Source organism: Paraburkholderia panacisoli (genome assembly GCF_008369935.1).
In the GTDB taxonomy this organism is placed as follows: domain Bacteria; phylum Pseudomonadota; class Gammaproteobacteria; order Burkholderiales; family Burkholderiaceae; genus Paraburkholderia; species Paraburkholderia panacisoli.
In genome coordinates this window covers 202447-218015 of the sequence record NZ_VTUZ01000006.1, presented here as the reverse complement: position 1 = coordinate 218015, position 15569 = coordinate 202447, and the positions used below count along the sequence as shown (strand labels likewise).

The 15569-nt window shown below is 63.7% G+C and carries 13 protein-coding genes; 5 read left to right on the top strand and 8 right to left on the bottom strand.

The genetic code is table 11. The features are described 5' to 3' along the window. The 4 genes from FVF58_RS11630 to gspG form a co-directional block, all read right to left on the bottom strand. Nucleotides 1-678: a PulJ/GspJ family protein gene (locus FVF58_RS11630; RefSeq protein ID WP_149670049.1), complete on the bottom strand. Its 678-nt coding sequence runs from the start codon at nt 676-678 to the stop codon at nt 1-3. Continuing rightward, nucleotides 656-1084, bottom strand: coding sequence for a type II secretion system minor pseudopilin GspI (gene gspI, locus FVF58_RS11625; protein ID WP_149670048.1), 429 nt, complete (start codon nt 1082-1084; stop codon nt 656-658). Before gspI ends, FVF58_RS11630 begins: the two co-directional genes overlap by 23 nt. A 1-nt stretch (nt 1085) precedes the next feature. Next, on the bottom strand, nt 1086-1643 hold the full coding sequence (locus FVF58_RS11620; RefSeq protein ID WP_149670047.1) for a GspH/FimT family pseudopilin: 558 nt from the start codon (nt 1641-1643) through the stop codon (nt 1086-1088). A gap of 147 nt (nt 1644-1790) precedes the next feature. Then, complete coding sequence (gspG, locus tag FVF58_RS11615) at nt 1791-2255, bottom strand: type II secretion system major pseudopilin GspG (RefSeq protein ID WP_149670046.1); 465 nt, start codon at nt 2253-2255, stop codon at nt 1791-1793. A gap of 158 nt (nt 2256-2413) precedes the next feature. Between gspG and FVF58_RS11610 the strand changes: the two genes are divergently transcribed. Then, nucleotides 2414-2827, top strand: a complete 414-nt coding sequence (locus tag FVF58_RS11610) for a general secretion pathway protein GspC (protein ID WP_149670045.1) — start codon at nt 2414-2416, stop codon at nt 2825-2827. A 123-nt stretch (nt 2828-2950) separates the two neighbouring features. Here FVF58_RS11610 and gspF read toward each other — a convergent pair whose 3' ends face one another. Genes gspF through gspD form a run of 3 tightly spaced genes read right to left on the bottom strand, consistent with a single transcriptional unit; the run spans nt 2951 to nt 8038 of the window. After that, entirely contained in the window at nt 2951-4168 is a 1218-nt protein-coding gene (gspF, locus tag FVF58_RS11605) for a type II secretion system inner membrane protein GspF (RefSeq protein ID WP_149670044.1), read from the bottom strand. Between the two features lie 4 nt (nt 4169-4172). Continuing rightward, entirely contained in the window at nt 4173-5690 is a 1518-nt protein-coding gene (gspE, locus tag FVF58_RS11600; RefSeq protein WP_149670043.1) for a type II secretion system ATPase GspE, read from the bottom strand. Continuing rightward, nucleotides 5687-8038, bottom strand: coding sequence for a type II secretion system secretin GspD (gspD, locus tag FVF58_RS11595; RefSeq protein ID WP_149670042.1), 2352 nt, complete (start codon nt 8036-8038; stop codon nt 5687-5689). The genes gspE and gspD overlap by 4 nt, the downstream gene beginning before the upstream one ends. Nucleotides 8039-8553: 515 nt before the next feature. Between gspD and FVF58_RS11590 the strand changes: the two genes are divergently transcribed. Both FVF58_RS11590 and FVF58_RS11585 read left to right on the top strand, forming a co-directional pair. Then, a complete protein-coding gene (locus tag FVF58_RS11590) occupies nt 8554-9000 on the top strand; it encodes a lytic transglycosylase domain-containing protein (protein ID WP_149670041.1) in 447 nt (148 codons plus the stop codon). 353 nt (nt 9001-9353) lie between these two features. Continuing rightward, nucleotides 9354-10679, top strand: coding sequence for a GTP-binding protein (locus tag FVF58_RS11585; protein ID WP_149670040.1), 1326 nt, complete (start codon nt 9354-9356; stop codon nt 10677-10679). Nucleotides 10680-10805: 126 nt separating this feature from the next. On the opposite strand, the gene FVF58_RS11580 is transcribed toward FVF58_RS11585, so the two are convergent. Beyond that, nucleotides 10806-11084: an HU family DNA-binding protein gene (locus FVF58_RS11580; protein ID WP_006050811.1), complete on the bottom strand. Its 279-nt coding sequence runs from the start codon at nt 11082-11084 to the stop codon at nt 10806-10808. Between the two features lie 414 nt (nt 11085-11498). Between FVF58_RS11580 and mnmC the strand changes: the two genes are divergently transcribed. Beyond that, a complete protein-coding gene (gene mnmC / locus FVF58_RS11575) occupies nt 11499-13466 on the top strand; it encodes a bifunctional tRNA (5-methylaminomethyl-2-thiouridine)(34)-methyltransferase MnmC2/FAD-dependent 5-carboxymethylaminomethyl-2-thiouridine(34) oxidoreductase MnmC1 (RefSeq protein ID WP_149670039.1) in 1968 nt (655 codons plus the stop codon). 843 nt (nt 13467-14309) lie between these two features. Next, nucleotides 14310-15515 carry a cation:proton antiporter gene (locus FVF58_RS11570; RefSeq protein ID WP_149670038.1) on the top strand — a complete coding sequence of 402 codons (1206 nt, stop codon included), beginning with the start codon at nt 14310-14312 and terminating at the stop codon, nt 15513-15515. Nucleotides 15516-15569 lie beyond the last annotated feature (54 nt).

Here is a 15569-nt window from a genome sequence, read left to right as displayed (position 1 = left end):
TCATTCTCCGATCAGAAAAACGCGCGTGACGGGCCGCGCCAGCGAGCGTGCTCCGACGCTCACTTCCAGCCCCGTCACCGAGCGCGGCAGCGGCCCATTGCCGAGCCCCGGCACCTTCAGGTTATTGTTGGCTTCGGTAATCGCGCTCTGCACGTCATTCATCTGCGTGGTCCAGCCGACTCTCGGCACGTAAAGCCGCGCGGAGATCGCACCGACGCCGCCCATCAACGGCACCGCAGACCATCCTTCGCCTTCGCTGCCGCTCAGCGCGCGCCGCAAATCGCCGGCATTGCCGAGTGGCGGCGACGCGTAACGGGTCACGCGTCCATCGGACACCTGGTAACGCACCACCTGCAGACGCGGCGCCGTGCCCGGCAAGGTCATCTGACGCACGATCTGCAACGTGCTGCCCGACACCGAAATCGCCGCCTGCCCCGATTCGTCGTCGGACGCGGCCTGGCGAGCGTCGATCCGCATCTGGTCGAACAATTGCGCAAAGACGCGTTCGTCTTCCATCGCGTTCGTGATGGTCGTGCGGCCGCGGATGATCTGGTCGAGCCCGCGCCACGACAGCACGGCGATCACCGCCATGATCGCGATCGCGACCAGCAGTTCGATCAGCGTGAAGCCGCGCGCGCCCGATCGGCGGCGGCGCTCAGAGCGAGCGGTTGTTTTCATTCGCGACCACCGTGACCATCTGGGCGAGATTGCCGGAACGCCCAGGCATCGTCACCATCACTTCCACACGCCGGAACACCGGATTCGGCGTCGCCGTCACATGCTCGGTGCAGATCAACTGCAAATTGCCTTGCGAACAATCGAAGCTCGTGTCGCCGACGTTCGGCCACGCATGCGTCAGACGCAATTGCGCGAGCGCGTTGTCCGCGCTCCAGCCCGCCAGCAAACGCCGGTGCAAATCGGCTTCGCCGCTCGCGAGACTGCCGACCGCGCGCAACGACGCCGCCAGCGCCACCGCGATGATCGCCAGCGCCACCAGCACTTCGATCATCGTGAAGCCGCGCTGCGCACGCTCGACACTGCCGCGCGCCGTCCTGCTCGAGCTACTGCTACTGCAACCACGCATCTCAGTGCACCTCATAGCGGCCATTGCCGGTGCCGACGATCGTCGCGCGCCCGGCCGCCGAAAACAGCGTGACCTGGACCGGCACGTCGATCGCTTCGGTGCCGAACACGACGCGGCTGGGTTGCGAATCCGAGCCCGGGTAGCTGATCGTCACGCCGGTCACGCCGCCTTCCCACTGACGCGGCCCGAGCAGGTCGTCGCGCAGCGGACGCCAGCCGTCTTCAGTACGCTGGTCGAAACGAAAGCCGCCTTCGAGCGGTTGCCATGCGATGGGCCGCGCGCGCACCTGCGCTTCGTCGCCGGCCGATTCGAACAGTAGCGCGAGACGCTGCGCTTCCTCGTTCAGATCGGTGCGGGGATTGCGCGTCATCGTCAGCGCGGTCAGCGACACCAGCAGGCCCGCGATGACGAGCACCACCATCATTTCGAGCAGCGTGAAACCGACTGCGCGGCGCGGGCCACGCGGCTCACGCGAGCGACGCGCGCCGGCCCACCCCGCGCGCGACGGCGAAGCCGTACACGGAGTGTCCACACGGGACTTGCAAGCGGACATACGCATAGTGCCGGCCACCAACGATCAACTAAAAATCAAACGACGATGCATCGATAAACATGCGCGCTTCATCAGACAGCAGGGCGAACAGCGAAGCGCTCACGCGCATGACGATGAGGTTGCTCAAGTTGCCCACGTGACGCCCAGCGGCGTCTATTGCCACGAGCCGACATCGGAATCATTGCCTTCGCCGCCCGCCTTGCCGTCCGCGCCGTAGCTGAACACGTCGATCTCGCCATGCACACCCGGATTCAGAAACTGGTAGGCATTGCCCCACGGATCGTTCGGCAGACGCTCGAGGTAGCCGCCGTCCTTCCAGTTGTTCGGCACCGGATCGGTCGCCGGCTTTTCGATCAGCGCGCGCAGGCCTTGCTCCTGAGTCGGATAGCGGCCGTTGTCGAGACGGTAGAGCTTGAGCGCCTGCATCACCGTGCCGATGTCCTGCTTGGCGGCGACACGGCGCGCTTCGTCCGGGCGGCTCATGATTTTCGGCACGATCAACGCGGCCAGAATGCCCAGAATCGCAATCACGACCATGATTTCGATCAGCGTGAAACCACGCTGACGACGGCTGCGCGAACCCGCGATGTCAGTACGGCGAGTGATCGACAGTTGCATAAGTTCCTACCTCTTTTCAGATGAATTTTCGACTGGGCGGGATTCGCTGGTCAGCTATCAGGCCGCTATTGAACACGCCCGGCCGGTCATTTTAATGTCATGGTGTTGATGGGTTTCAACACAACTCAATTTTCACAATAGTCCGTACAATGATGCGCATGAACACCATCCAAATTCGCCTTCTGTCGCTCGCACTGTTCGCCGTGTTCTGTGCGACGCTGACTTACTGGGTCATCATGCTCACCACCATGTCCGGTGCGCCGTTGCCCGCCGCCGCCGCGCACGCGCAAGTCTCGACCGACCAGGCGGCGACGCTGTTCGGCGGCCAGCTCACGCGCAATATCAACCAGGACGTGCATCTGTTCGGCATCCTCGCGCTGCATGAAGGCGCCGCGGCGATCGTCAGCGTGGGCGGCGAACCGCCGCATGCGGTGTCGCTCGGCAGCACGCTGATGCAAGGCACCAAACTCTCCGAAGTCCGCGCCCGCTCGATCATCATCGATCGCAACGGAACGCACTCCGAAGTCTTCTTGCCCGCTAACGCGGGCGGTCCCACGATCTACGTCCGCTAAAGTCGACGCGCGCAGCGCGCGCGTTGCTGCTTCAACCGCTTCGAACGCGTTAGCCGTCTTAACCGATTGCGCGGCCGTCGCAGCCGTCACGCACACACCGCGCAATCCGCCCGTTCCCCCGCGTTACTGCACGAGGTTGTTCAACTCGATGATCGGCAGCATCACCGCCAGCACGATCACCAGCACCACGCCCCCCATCGCCAGAATCAGCAGTGGCTCCAGCAGGCTCGTCAGGAACATCGTGCGGCGCTCCAGTTCGCGCGCTTCACCGTCGGCCGCGCGGTCGAGCATGGTCGTCACGTCGCCGGTCGCTTCGCCCGAACGGATCAGGTGCACCAGCACCGGCGGAAACGTCTTCGTATTGCCGAGCGCGCGCGACAGCGACGTGCCTTCGCGCACCCGCACGATCGCGTCGTCGATGTTCTCGCGCATCGCGTTGTTGCTGAGCGTTTCGGCGGCGGCTTGCAGCGCGCGCAGAATCGGCACGCCCGCCGCCGTCAGAATGCCGAGCGTGCTGGCAAAGCGCACGGTGTTGTAGCCGCGCACGAGTTTGCCGAGCAGCGGCGCGGTCAGCAGCCAGCGGTCGAACGCGAGGCGCGGACCGGTTTGCTTCAGCACCGAGCGCACCAGATACACCAGCACGGACACGCCGATCAGCATGGCCCACCACCAGTTCCGCACGAAGCCGGACAGCGCCATCATCATCACGGTGAGGATGGGCAGTTGCTGCTTGGTGCTGGCGAACACGTTCACCACTTGCGGCACCACGTAGCTCAACAGAAACGTGACAATGCCGAACGCGATGAGCGTCACGACGGCCGGGTACGTGAACGCGAGCACGATCTTCTGCTTCAGCGCGTTGCGTTGTTCGATGTAGTCGGCGAGCCGCGACAGCACCAGACCGAGCTTGCCGGTGTGTTCGCCGGCGGCCACCAGCGCGCGGTAGATTTCAGGGAAGTCTTTCGGATGCTGCGTCAGCGCATTGGCGAGCGAGTGGCCGCCGAGCACTTCCGCGCGAATCGACGCCATCAGCTCGCGGATGTAGTCGCGCTCCGACTGTTCGGTGAGCACCGCGAGCGCTTCGTCGAGCGGCAAGCCGGCAATCAGCAGACTGGCCAGCTGACGCGTCAGGATCGCCTGTTCGCGCTGCGACAAACGCCGCCCCAACGACAAGCGCTGATTGCGCTCGCCGCGCGTGCGCGACGCGGCCGGTTCCACGACGAGCGGTGTGAGTCCCTGCGAGCGCAGGTTGGTGCGCGCGCCGCGCGCGCTGTCCGCGTCGAGCACACCCTTTTGGGCCTTACCCGACGCGTCGATCGCTTCGAAACGAAATGCCGGCATGCGCTTATGCTCCGCCCGTCACGCGAATGACTTCTTCAAGCGACGTCAGCCCGGACGCGAGCCAACGGTCCGCATCTTCGCGCAACGTGCGCATGCCTTGCTCGCGGCCGGCCGCGAGAATATCCGCGTCGGCCGCATTGCGGTGGACCTGCGCGCGGATCGTGTCGTCGATCAGCAGCAGTTCGTACACGCCGCGCCGTCCCGCATATCCGGAATGGCCGCAGCGATCGCAGCCGACCGGATGCCAGCGCACGCTGCCGTCTGCTTCGGTGCGCTCTTCGCGGCATACCGTGCACAGCCGCCGCACGAGCCGCTGCGCCAGCACGCCGAGCAACGACGACGCCAGCAGATACGGTTCGACGCCCATGTCGGTCAAACGCGTGACCGCCGAAGCCGCGTCGTTCGTGTGCAGCGTCGCCAGCACGAGGTGGCCGGTCAGCGACGCCTGCACCGCGATCTGCGCGGTTTCGAGGTCGCGGATTTCACCAATCATGATGACGTCCGGATCCTGCCGCAGAATCGAGCGCAACGCGCGTGCGAAGGTCATGCCGATCCGCTCGTTGACCTGTGTCTGGCCGATGCCCGAAAGGTCGTATTCGATCGGGTCTTCGACCGTCATGATGTTGGTGGTGGCCGTTTCGAGCCGCGACATCGCCGCATACAGCGTGGTCGTCTTACCCGAGCCGGTCGGGCCGGTCACCAGCACGATGCCGTGCGGCTTGCCGATCAGCTTATCGAATTTGCCGAGTGTGTCCGGCCCCATGCCGAGCGCTTCGAGGTTCAGGCGCGACGCGTCTTTCTCCAGCAGACGCAGCACCGCGCGTTCACCGTGGCCGGTCGGCAGCGTCGACACGCGTACGTCGACCGGACGGCCGCCGACGCGCAACGTGATGCGGCCGTCCTGCGGCAGACGCTTTTCAGCGATATCGAGCTGCGCCATGATCTTGATCCGCGAGATCAGCGCGCCGTGCAGCGCCTTCTTCGGCCGCACCACGTCGCGCAGCGTGCCGTCGACGCGGAAGCGCACCACCGACGCATTCTCGAACGGTTCGATGTGAATATCCGACGCCTGCTCGCGCGCCGCTTGCGTGAGCAGCGCGTTGATCATGCGGATGATCGGCGCGTCGTCTTCGGATTCGAGCAGATCCTCGACTTCGGGGATGTCCTGCATCAGACGCGACAGGTCGACTTCGCCTTCCACTTCGCCGACCACTTGCGCGGCGCTGCCGTCGTGGCGCGCATACGCCTGGTTGATCGCCTGCGCGAGTTCGTCGGCGGACAGCCGCACGACCGACACCGCGCCGAAGTTACGCGCGACTTCGGCGAGCGCGGCATCGCTGGTGCGCTCGCTGATCCACACTTCGAGGCTGTCCGGGTGCTGATGCGCGACCAGAATCTGGCCGCTGCGGGCAAAACCGTAGGGCACGAGCCGCGCGGCGAGCGGCGAGGGCGCGGCGCGCTCATCGCCGGCGGCGTCGCCGCCCTGAGCGCGATGCGCTGTTTGCGCGGGCGCCTGCGTCACGGACGCGCTCCCGGTGACATCGTGGTCGGCTCCGCGCCGCTCGCCGGATACGGAGCGACGGTGGCCGGCTGCGGCGCCATCTGCGACACGGGCTGCTGGGCCGGTTGAGGCACCGGTTGCGGCACGGCCTGCGGCACCTGTTGCGGCGCCATCTGCTGACGGCGCATCTGGTTCAGATCGAACAGGTTCATTGCGGGCGTACCACCCTGGCTCGGGCCGAGCGGCATCGGCGGCACCACCGGATCGTCCTTGTCCCTCATCACGTTGTTGTCCGAGCGATACGCGCCCTGCACGCCCTGGATGTAGTCGTAGCGGTTCGACGTGACGGCCTGCGCCGTATCGCGGTCGCTGATGATCACCGGGCGCAGGAACACCATCAGGTTGGTCTTGTCGCGCGTCTTCTGTTCGGAGCGGAACAGCTGGCCGAGCCACGGGATGTCGCCCAGCAGCGGCACCTTGCTGTTGCTGACCTGGTAGTTGTCCTGCATCAAGCCGCCCAGCACGATGATCTCGCCGTTGTCGGCGAGCACCGTCGACTGGATCGAGCGCTTGGTGAACTGCGGACCTGCCGGATTGGTCGTCGCGTTGGTCGTGCCGTTCACGATCGCCGAGTCTTCCGTGTAGAGCTGCAGCTTGAGAATCCCGCCGTCGGTGATCTGCGGCTTCACGTGCAGCGTCAGACCCACGTCGACGCGGTCGAAAGTGTTGAACGCCGCGCTCGCGGTGCCGCTCGTCAGGTTCGAATACGAGCCCGTCTGGATCGGCACGTTCGTACCGACGACGATCTTCGCTTCCTCGTTGTCGAGCGTAATCAGGTTAGGCGTGGACAGCACGTTCGCGTCGGCGGTCTGCGACAGCGCCTGCAGCAGCGCGCCGAGCCCCTGCACGCCGAAAATGTTGTGAATCCAGCCGACGTTCAGGCCTTGCTGGAGATTCGAGGCGCCGAGCGCCGTGGCGAGGCCGCCCGTGCTGCCCGCAGCGGCAGCCGCCGCGGTCAAATTGATAATGCTGTTGCCCGTACCGGCCGCCAGGTTGGTACCGGCAAACAAGTTACTGTTCGCGACCTGCCACTGAATGCCGAGATTGCCACTCGTGTTCGAGTTCAACTCGACAATCAGCGCCTCGATATATACCTGCGGGCGCCGCGCGTCGAGCTGGTCGATCACCGCGCGCAGATTGCGGTACACCGGCTCGGCCGCCGTGATGATCAGCGAGTTGGTGGCGGCGTCCGCCTGGATCATGCCGCCGGGCTGGTTGTCGTCGCTCTTTCCCTTGTCGCCGCCGAGCAGATCGCCAGAACCGGCGGCGCCGCTGCTCGAGCCATAGCCACTGCCGCCGCCCATCGGCGACGACATCGAGCTGCTGCTCAGTCCACCCGACGGCAGCGGCGGCGTACCGGACGTGCCCGTCGAGCTGCCGCCCGACTGACTGCCGCCGCTCTGGTTGAACGAATTCGCCTCGCTCGCGCCCGACGAGCCGGTGTCGCCGCCTTTGCCCATCATCCCGCGCAAGGTCTTCGCAAGCTTCGTCGCGTCCGCGTTGCGCAGCGGGACGACGTGCATGTTGCCGGGCATCGTGGTCGGCGTGTCGAGCTGCTTCGCGAGTTCCTTCGCAGCAGCGAGACGGGCTGCGTTGGACGCGCGGATCATCAGCGAGTTGGTGCGCGGGTCGGCGGTGATGAACACCTTCAGCGTCGCGTCAGTGCTGCCGATCGCGCCGGGGTCGAGCATCTTGGTCAGCTGCGTGGCGATGTCGATCGCGTTCGCGTTCTTCAGCGCCACGACGGAGACCGACTGGCCCGCCGCCGTATCCACGCCCGCGATGATCTGCGCGATGCGCCGCACGTTATCGGCGTAGTCGGTGACGACGATCGTATTGTTGGCCGGGTAGGCCGCCACGGTATTGTTCGGCGAGATCAGCGGACGCAGCACCGGCAGCAGGTTATTCGCCGATTCGTTCTTCAGCACGAATACTTGCGTCACCACCTGGTCGCCGCGCGCGACCGGCGCATTGCCGACATAAGTTGGCACACCTTGCAGCTTGGCGTCGGCTTCCGGCACGACCTTCAACACTCCGTGGTCCTGCACCAGCGCGAAACCCTGCATGCGCAAAGCCGATTGCAAGGTCTTCAGCGCCTGGTCCTCGGGCACCGCATTTTCCGACACGAGGTTCAACTGTCCCTTCACACGCGGGTCGACGATGATCGTTTTGCCGGTGGCCGCGCCGATCGCCTTGGCGACCTGGTCGATATCGGCGTTGACGAAGTTGAGTGTCACCTGTGCCTGTGCTGTCTGCGCGGTGATCAACCCAGCCACCAGCAGCGCCGTTGCAACGCGACGCAAAGCCATACAATTTCTTCTCATGGAATGTGATATCGATGCCGACAGCCATTGCTGCCGACGGTCATGCAGTGCGGACACAGGGGCAAGTCGCCGCCCTGTCAGTCTGCGGGCCAGTTTCGCGGGCGTATGCGGCCCCGAATACCAGCCATCCGATGTCCGAAAAAAATGAACAGTAACAGCTTTTCATGTCGGATTTGTCACAAAACAGACGGGTCTATGCGATTTCCTCTATCGTCCGCGCAATTGTTATTCAACTGAAAGCTCAAGTGGTGTCCGAAGCCAGCCGGACCGGCGCTTCGGTTTCTGCCGACTTATGTCGGTTAGCCAACTTGACGCGGGTCGGACTGCCGGTATCATACGAGCCGTTCGAGCCACCGTTTAGGGTTTGCTGAGGCGGGTTTTCCCCGATGTCAGACAAACGCCCGGCCAGCATGCCCTCGCGGCTGTCAACGGCTGAAATCTGGCCGAATGATCGCCTTACCAACCCTTACTCTTGCGTTTTTACGTAGTCGTCTTGACCGATGAATCGAGCCTTCGTTACCGTCGCCGCGGGACTTGCTCTGCTGATAGCAGCAGGGTCTGCACGCGCCGATTGCTTCGACGAGGCGGCCAAGTATCAGAAGGTCAACCCATTGATTCTGCGCGCCATTGCATGGCAGGAATCACACAACCGGCCGGACGCCACGCACAAGAACGCCAACGGTTCGATCGACTACGGCGTGATGCAGATCAACTCGATCCATCTGCCTACGCTCGCCCAGTACGGTATCTCGCAAGGCACGCTGATGGAGCCGTGCAAGAACGTCTATATCGCGGCATGGCATCTGCGCCGCCAGATGAACAAGTACGGCAACACATGGCAGGCGGTGGGAGCTTACCATTCTGAAACGCCGGCCTTGCGCGATAAATATGCGCAGCAGATTGTAGCAGTTTTGCGCAAGTGGAATCTGATGCCGGCCGCGCGCTGAGCGGGGCGCTTTTTTTTGCGGGCTTGAGTTAGGGTGTCTGGCCTGCCGCTTGCAGCTCGTCTATTGTTCCGTTTTGGGTTCACTCATTGGCCGAATTTCTGGCCGCTTTCCACGCGTATTTCAAGATCTGCGGGTTCGCACTCGTAGGCGTTTTAGCGCGCGCATTTGCGTTGCGTTCCGGCTTCGAGGCACGCTGCCCGTAGACCTTCCGATCCGGTCTCGCAAGTGAGCGCCGCCCGTTTTGATGCACAATGCGGCTTCGTGCTGCCGCCTGGCTCGAACGTCACCAGGTCGCGCCGTCATGCGACCCAAGCCCGGCACGCCTTCCAAACCTCTTGCTTTTCCGTACCGCGATGAACCAGCCGCTATTGCCCGTCACCGTGCTCTCCGGTTTTCTGGGCGCCGGCAAGACCACGCTCCTGAACCACATCCTCGCGAATCGCGCCGGTTTGCGCGTGGCAGTGATCGTCAACAACCTGGCCGCCCTCGACATCGATGCGTCTCTCGTGCGCGATGCCGCCGAGCTGTCGCCTGTTGAAGAGCAGGTCGTCGAACTGTCGAACGGCTGCATCTGCTGCACGCTGCGCGATGACCTACTGAGCCAGATCAAACGTCTCGCCGGCGCAAGGCGTTTCGATGCGATTGTCATCGAATCGAGCGGCGTCGCCGAGCCGCTGGCAATTGCCGAGACCTTCACCTTCGTCGACGATGAAGAGACCTCACTGTCCGACGTCGCGCGGCTCGATACGATGGTGACTGTGATCGATGCGTTCAACTTCCTGCGCGACTACGGTTCGGCCGACGCGCTTGCCGAACGCGGCATCGCCGTGAACGACGAAGACGACCGCACCATCGTCGAACTGCTGATCGAGCAGGTTGAGTTCTGCGACGTCCTGGTGGTAAACAAGGCCGACCTCGTCAGCGACGACGAACTCACGCGCCTGCAACGCATCCTCGGGCAGCTCAATCCGCGCGCGGTGCAAGTGGTCAGCCGGCTCGGCGACGTACCGCTCGCGCAAGTGCTGAACACCGGGCGTTTCGATTTCGACGAGGCGTCGAGCGCGCCAGGCTGGCTCGCGGCGCTCAATCATGAGCACGAGCACGGCCATGCGCATCACGGCAAAGCGGACGAATTCGGCATCGGCAATTTCATTTACCGGGCACGCCGGCCGTTTCATCCGGAACGGCTGTGGGCGCTGTTGCACCAGGAGTGGAAGGGCGTGCTGCGCAGCAAGGGCTTCTTCTGGCTCGCCACGCGCAACGATATCGCCGGTTCGCTGTCGCAAGCGGGCGGTGCTTGCCGGCACGGTCCGGCGGGGATGTGGTGGGCTGCCCAGGATCGCAGCGAATGGCCGGATGCCGACGACGAGTTGGCCGCCGAAATCGCCGACGACTGGTACGGCGATCCGGATGATTTGAGCATCGGCGACCGTCGCCAGGAGCTGGTGCTGATCGGCGTCGGTATCGACCCGGCGGTCTGGAAAGCGAAGTTCGACGCGTGCCTATTGAGCGACGACGAATACGCGCAGGGGCCGCAGGCATGGCAGCAGCTCACCGATCCGTTCCCCGCTTGGGACTTCGACGACGATGATCACGACCATCACGACCATCACGGCCATGATCACCACCACCATCACGATCACGACGGTCAAGGCCATGGCGGCCACCGTCACGACTAGCAGCGACAGCGCACCGTCAACCCCTTGACGAAGCCGCGACACTCGTCGCGGCTCATCCATACGCAAAACCCGCAGACGAAAAAAAACCCGCCGTTGGCGGGTGTCAACTGCTTGGCAGTAGTCTGCCTAGCGCTTGTTGACTGCGTCCTTGAACGCCTTGCCTGCCGTGAACTTGACGGTCTTGGCGGCCGGGATCTTGATAGTCTCGCCCGTCTTCGGGTTACGACCCGTGCGCGCCGCGCGCTTGCCCGAACCAAAACTACCGAAGCCGATCAACTGGACCGCATCGCCCTTCGACACAGACTTCTTGATCACTTCAAGCAACGTGTCCAGCGTTTCACCGGTTTGAGCCTTGCTGGCGCCCGTCTGTCCTGCGACGGCGTCGATCAGTTCCTGTTTGTTCATTAAGGTTCCTTTCTGAGTTTAGGTTGATACGAACAGCGCGAACGCGCCGATTATACGTGCGCGGGCCGCGCGGTCGAGTAGCTGCGGCGCCGGACCCCCTCCGGAGCTGTGGCACCGGACAGGCGCCTGTCCATCGGCCGTGCCGCCGCTCGGTTCGCGGCGCTTGCTATGATAGCGCAGCGCAAACCCAATCAGGACAAGGGTTTCGAAGATTTAGACGGTTCTGGGCCGATATCGCGAGGAAATCGCAATTTTGCTGCCCGGCGACCCTCAATCGAGGGCTGAAACCCAGTAGGGACGGGGCTTGGCGTTGGTTTTTGCCAACGTTAGGCGCGTCTTTTTCGCCGTCCGGCGAGCTGCGCGCGCTGGCGGTAACGTTCGACCCGCTCTTTCGAGCGTCCATTTCCGACGCGCATGACCGATCCGCTGATCCCCGCTGTGCTCGCCTTTCGCGACAACGGCACGCCGTTTTCACCGCTTTACGACGACATCTATCACAGCGCCGTCGGCGGTCTTGAACAGGCTCGCTACGTTTTTCTGCGCGGCAATGCGCTGCCCGAACGATGGCGGGACCGCCGCACTTTCACCGTGCTCGAAACCGGCTTCGGCATGGGTATTAACTTTCTGGTGACGTGGGCTGAGTGGCGCGCCGATCCGTCGCGCTGCGAGCGGCTGCATTTCGTTTCGACCGAGAAGCATCCGTTTACCGTCGCCGATTTACGCAGCGTCTATGCAGCCACACTGTCCGATCCGGCGATTGCGGCGCTGGGCGAAACGCTCGCGAGCGCGTGGCCGGTGCTCGTGCCCGGCACGCACCGTCTCGAATTCGAAGATGGGCGCGTCGTTCTCACGCTGGTGCTGGCCGACGCGGTCCACAGCTTGCCGGCCTTGAGACTGCGCGCCGACGCGTTCTATCTCGACGGTTTCGCGCCGGCGAGGAACCCCGAACTGTGGACCCCAGCGATTTTCAAAGCACTCGCGCGGCTGGCGGGCGAGGGCGCCACGTTCGCCACCTACAGCAGCGCCGGCGACATCAAACGCGCGTTGACTCAATGCGGTTTCGAATACCGCAAGGTCGAGGGCTTCGGCTGGAAACGGGCGATGCTGGTCGGCCACTTCGCACCGCGCTGGCGCGTGCGCCGCTATGAGCCGCCCGCGCCGCTCGCGCTCGAAGAACGGCATGCGGTGGTGATCGGCGCCGGGCTCGCCGGCTGCGCGGCGATCGAACGGCTCACCGCGCGCGGTTGGCGCGTCACGTCGCTGGAACGGCATGCGTCGGTCGCGCAGGACGCCTCGGGCAATCCGGCCGGCGTATTCCATCCGATGATTTCGCGCGACGACAGTGTGGCCTCGCGCGTCACGCGCGCGGGTTTTCTCTATGCGCTCAGGCGCTGGGCGGCACTCGAACGGCTCGGTCATCGGCCTTCGCGCGGCGGGCAGGGCTTGCTGCAAATCGCGGCCGATGACGACGAAGCCCGCGCGATCAGCGACGCGATCGCCGCGTTCCGCTATCCGTCTGACTATGTGACGCCCGTCTCGGCGGCCGACGCGCAAACGCTCGCCGGCACGCCGCTCGCGCGTGGCGGCTGGTTCTTTCCACAGGGCGGCTGGATCGACCCGGCTTCGCTGTGCGCCGCCCAGTTTGCCGCGGCGGGCGGCCTGCTCGAGCGCCGCTTCGGCGTGGAAGTCGGGCGGCTCGCACGATCCGGCGATCAGTGGATCGTATTCGACACATCAGGCCAGGTCGTCGCGCGCGCGCCGGTCGTGATTGTCGCGAGTGCTCACGATGCTGCACGCATCGCGGGCTTGCAGCATGCGCCGACTCGCAGCATCCGTGGCCAGTTGACATTGCTGCCGGCGGGCACGGCGCCGGCGCTTGCGTTGCCGGTCATCGGTGACGGTTATGCGGTGCCGCTTGCAAACGGCGTCACGCTAGCTGGCGCCACCTATGAACTCGACGACCCCGACACGTCGCTTCGCGCGGACGGTCATCTGGAAAACATCGAGCGCGTCGCGCAGATGCTGCCGGCGTTTTCAAGCGTAGTCGATACGACGGGCTCGACGGGACTCGCTGGACGCGTCGCGTTCCGCTGCGTCACGAGCGACCGCATGCCGATGATCGGCCAACTCGCCGACGAAGCCCAGGCAGCGCGCGACGCGCAGCGCCTGCGTGGCGCGTGGCCGCTCGACCTGCCGCGCAGCGAGGGCTTGTACAGTGCGTTCGCGTATGGGTCCCGCGGACTGGTGTGGGCCACGCTCGGCGCCGACCTGATTGCGTCGCAAATAGAAGGCGAGCCGTGGCCGCTCGAACGCGATCTGGCGGAAGACATCGATCCTGCGCGTTTCCTGCTGCGCGCATTGCGGCAAGGAACTGTAAGTTAACCGCGGGTGTTAACCGGTATACGGGGCGACGGGGTTATCCACCGAAACTTGTGGATAACCGCGCGGTTAACCGGCGCAAGTCGTGTGGAACCGTTGTGGACGTAAACGGGGTAACTTTGCCGCCGCCGAAAATCGCCAAAAGTTGCCCTCGTATACGCGCCGCTCCCGCACATGCTGTGCATCCGGTTATGCCGTCGGCAAGCCAATGATTCGTTTCGGTAAACAGCAGTTATCCACAGAAACCGAGGCACCTTGTTAACTGTTACTACGTATACATACAGTAAACCTGTAAACAGCAAGGCCGAGGCTGACGCCGTGCTCATCGGCTAGCCCGAACCTTCTTCAAAACCGGCGCAATTCTTTTCCGGCAATGTCCCGAAAAGCACACGTGCAGCGGTCAATCTGCTCGTTCGCCGCGATCGGATCCTGGGATATAAAGGTCGCTTTTTCCTCACGTGCGGAAGATAACGTACGTTTTTACCGTTTTGCCTGCATGATGGTGTCTTTTCGGTCAAGGCTGAAAAAGCTATGGCACAATCGCCGTTCTTTTCCGCGTCGTGCGTCGCCATCGGCAGCGCACGTAGCAACGGAACGGCGCCGGTCAATCAGAATCTGATTCAACGTCGACGGCGTTCTTTCACCGTCCCAGTTGCTACAGCCGCATCCTCGAATGTGCCGGGTTCCACGCGGCTGCGGTGCATTCAGATCATCCGATCACAAAAATCTCGCAACGCAGACCACGCGAAGCGATTGCGACAGTGAGCGTCCGACGCGCCCACTTGCTCGCCGGCGTTTGCGCCGGTTCGTATCGTCTGCGGTTGCTGCAAAGGAGAATCCATCACGATGAATTCGGCGTTTTCATTTTTTCCAGCCTGGCCGCTCTCACCCGACGCCATCTTTTGGGCTGGTCTCGCGTTGCTCGCCGCCGGTCTATGCGGTGAGCTGTGCTATCGCGCATGGCGTTTGCCACGCATTTCCGGGTATGCGGTCATTGGTCTGATTGCTGGCGCGGCCGGCTTCGGCGTGATCGATGCGGATTCCGCGAACGCCGCGCGGCCGTTGCTCGATGTCGCGCTCGGTTTACTGTTATTCGAACTCGGCAGCCGGCTCGATTTGCGCTGGATTCGCCGCAATCCGTGGCTGATCCTGTCGAGCGTGGCCGAAGCCACGCTAACTTTCGCGTTCGTGCTGCCTGTGTTGCTGTTCCTGAACGTGCCGCTGATGGTGGCGACAGTGCTCGCCGCGATTGCGATGGCGACTTCGCCCGCGATGGTGATCCAGCTCAAAACAGAATTGCGCGCGGAAGGGCAGGTGACCCAGCGTCTGCTGACCTTGACCGCGCTGAACAGCATGTATGCGGTGGTGATTGAAAAGCTGGTGTCGAGCTGGTTGCATCAAGAGGTATACGGCAACGTTTTCGCGACCATTCTGCAACCGCTTTATCTGCTGATCGGCTCGCTCGTGCTCGCGTATCTGCTCGCGCGCACCTGCACGTTCTTCTATCGCCGTCTGAACATGCAGGACGAGCATTCGTTTGTCGCGTTGTTCGGCCTCGTGCTGCTGGCGATCGCGGTCGCGCATCTGTTCAAGCTGTCGACCATTCTCGCGTTGCTGGCCGCCGGTATCATCGTGAAAAATCATGAGGCGCGGCCGCAACTGTGGCCGCAGCATTTCGGCACGGCGGGCTGGTTGCTGACCGTGATTCTGTTCGTGCTGACGCTGACTTCGTTCGAGTGGAAACACATTGCGCTCGGCGGAGTCGCGGCGCTGGGTCTGATTGTTGCGCGTCTGGTCGCGAAACTGGTCGGCGTGATGGCGTTTGCCAAGCCGAGCGGCCTGAACTGGAAGCAGGGGATGGCGCTCGGTTTGTCGTTATCGCCGATGTCAGCGCTCGCTTATCTGCTGGTCGACGACACCTACAATCTCTATCCGAATTTCGACCCGCAATTGCGCGCTATCGTGATGTGTTCGATTTTCGTGCTGCAGATTCTCGGGCCGTGGCTCGTCTATCGCAGCCTCGCGCTGGTGGCCGAGCGGCGCGAAGAGTAGGCGGTCAGCGCACGCCGCTCGCTCCAGGTGCGCCACGCTTCATTCAGTTCATCC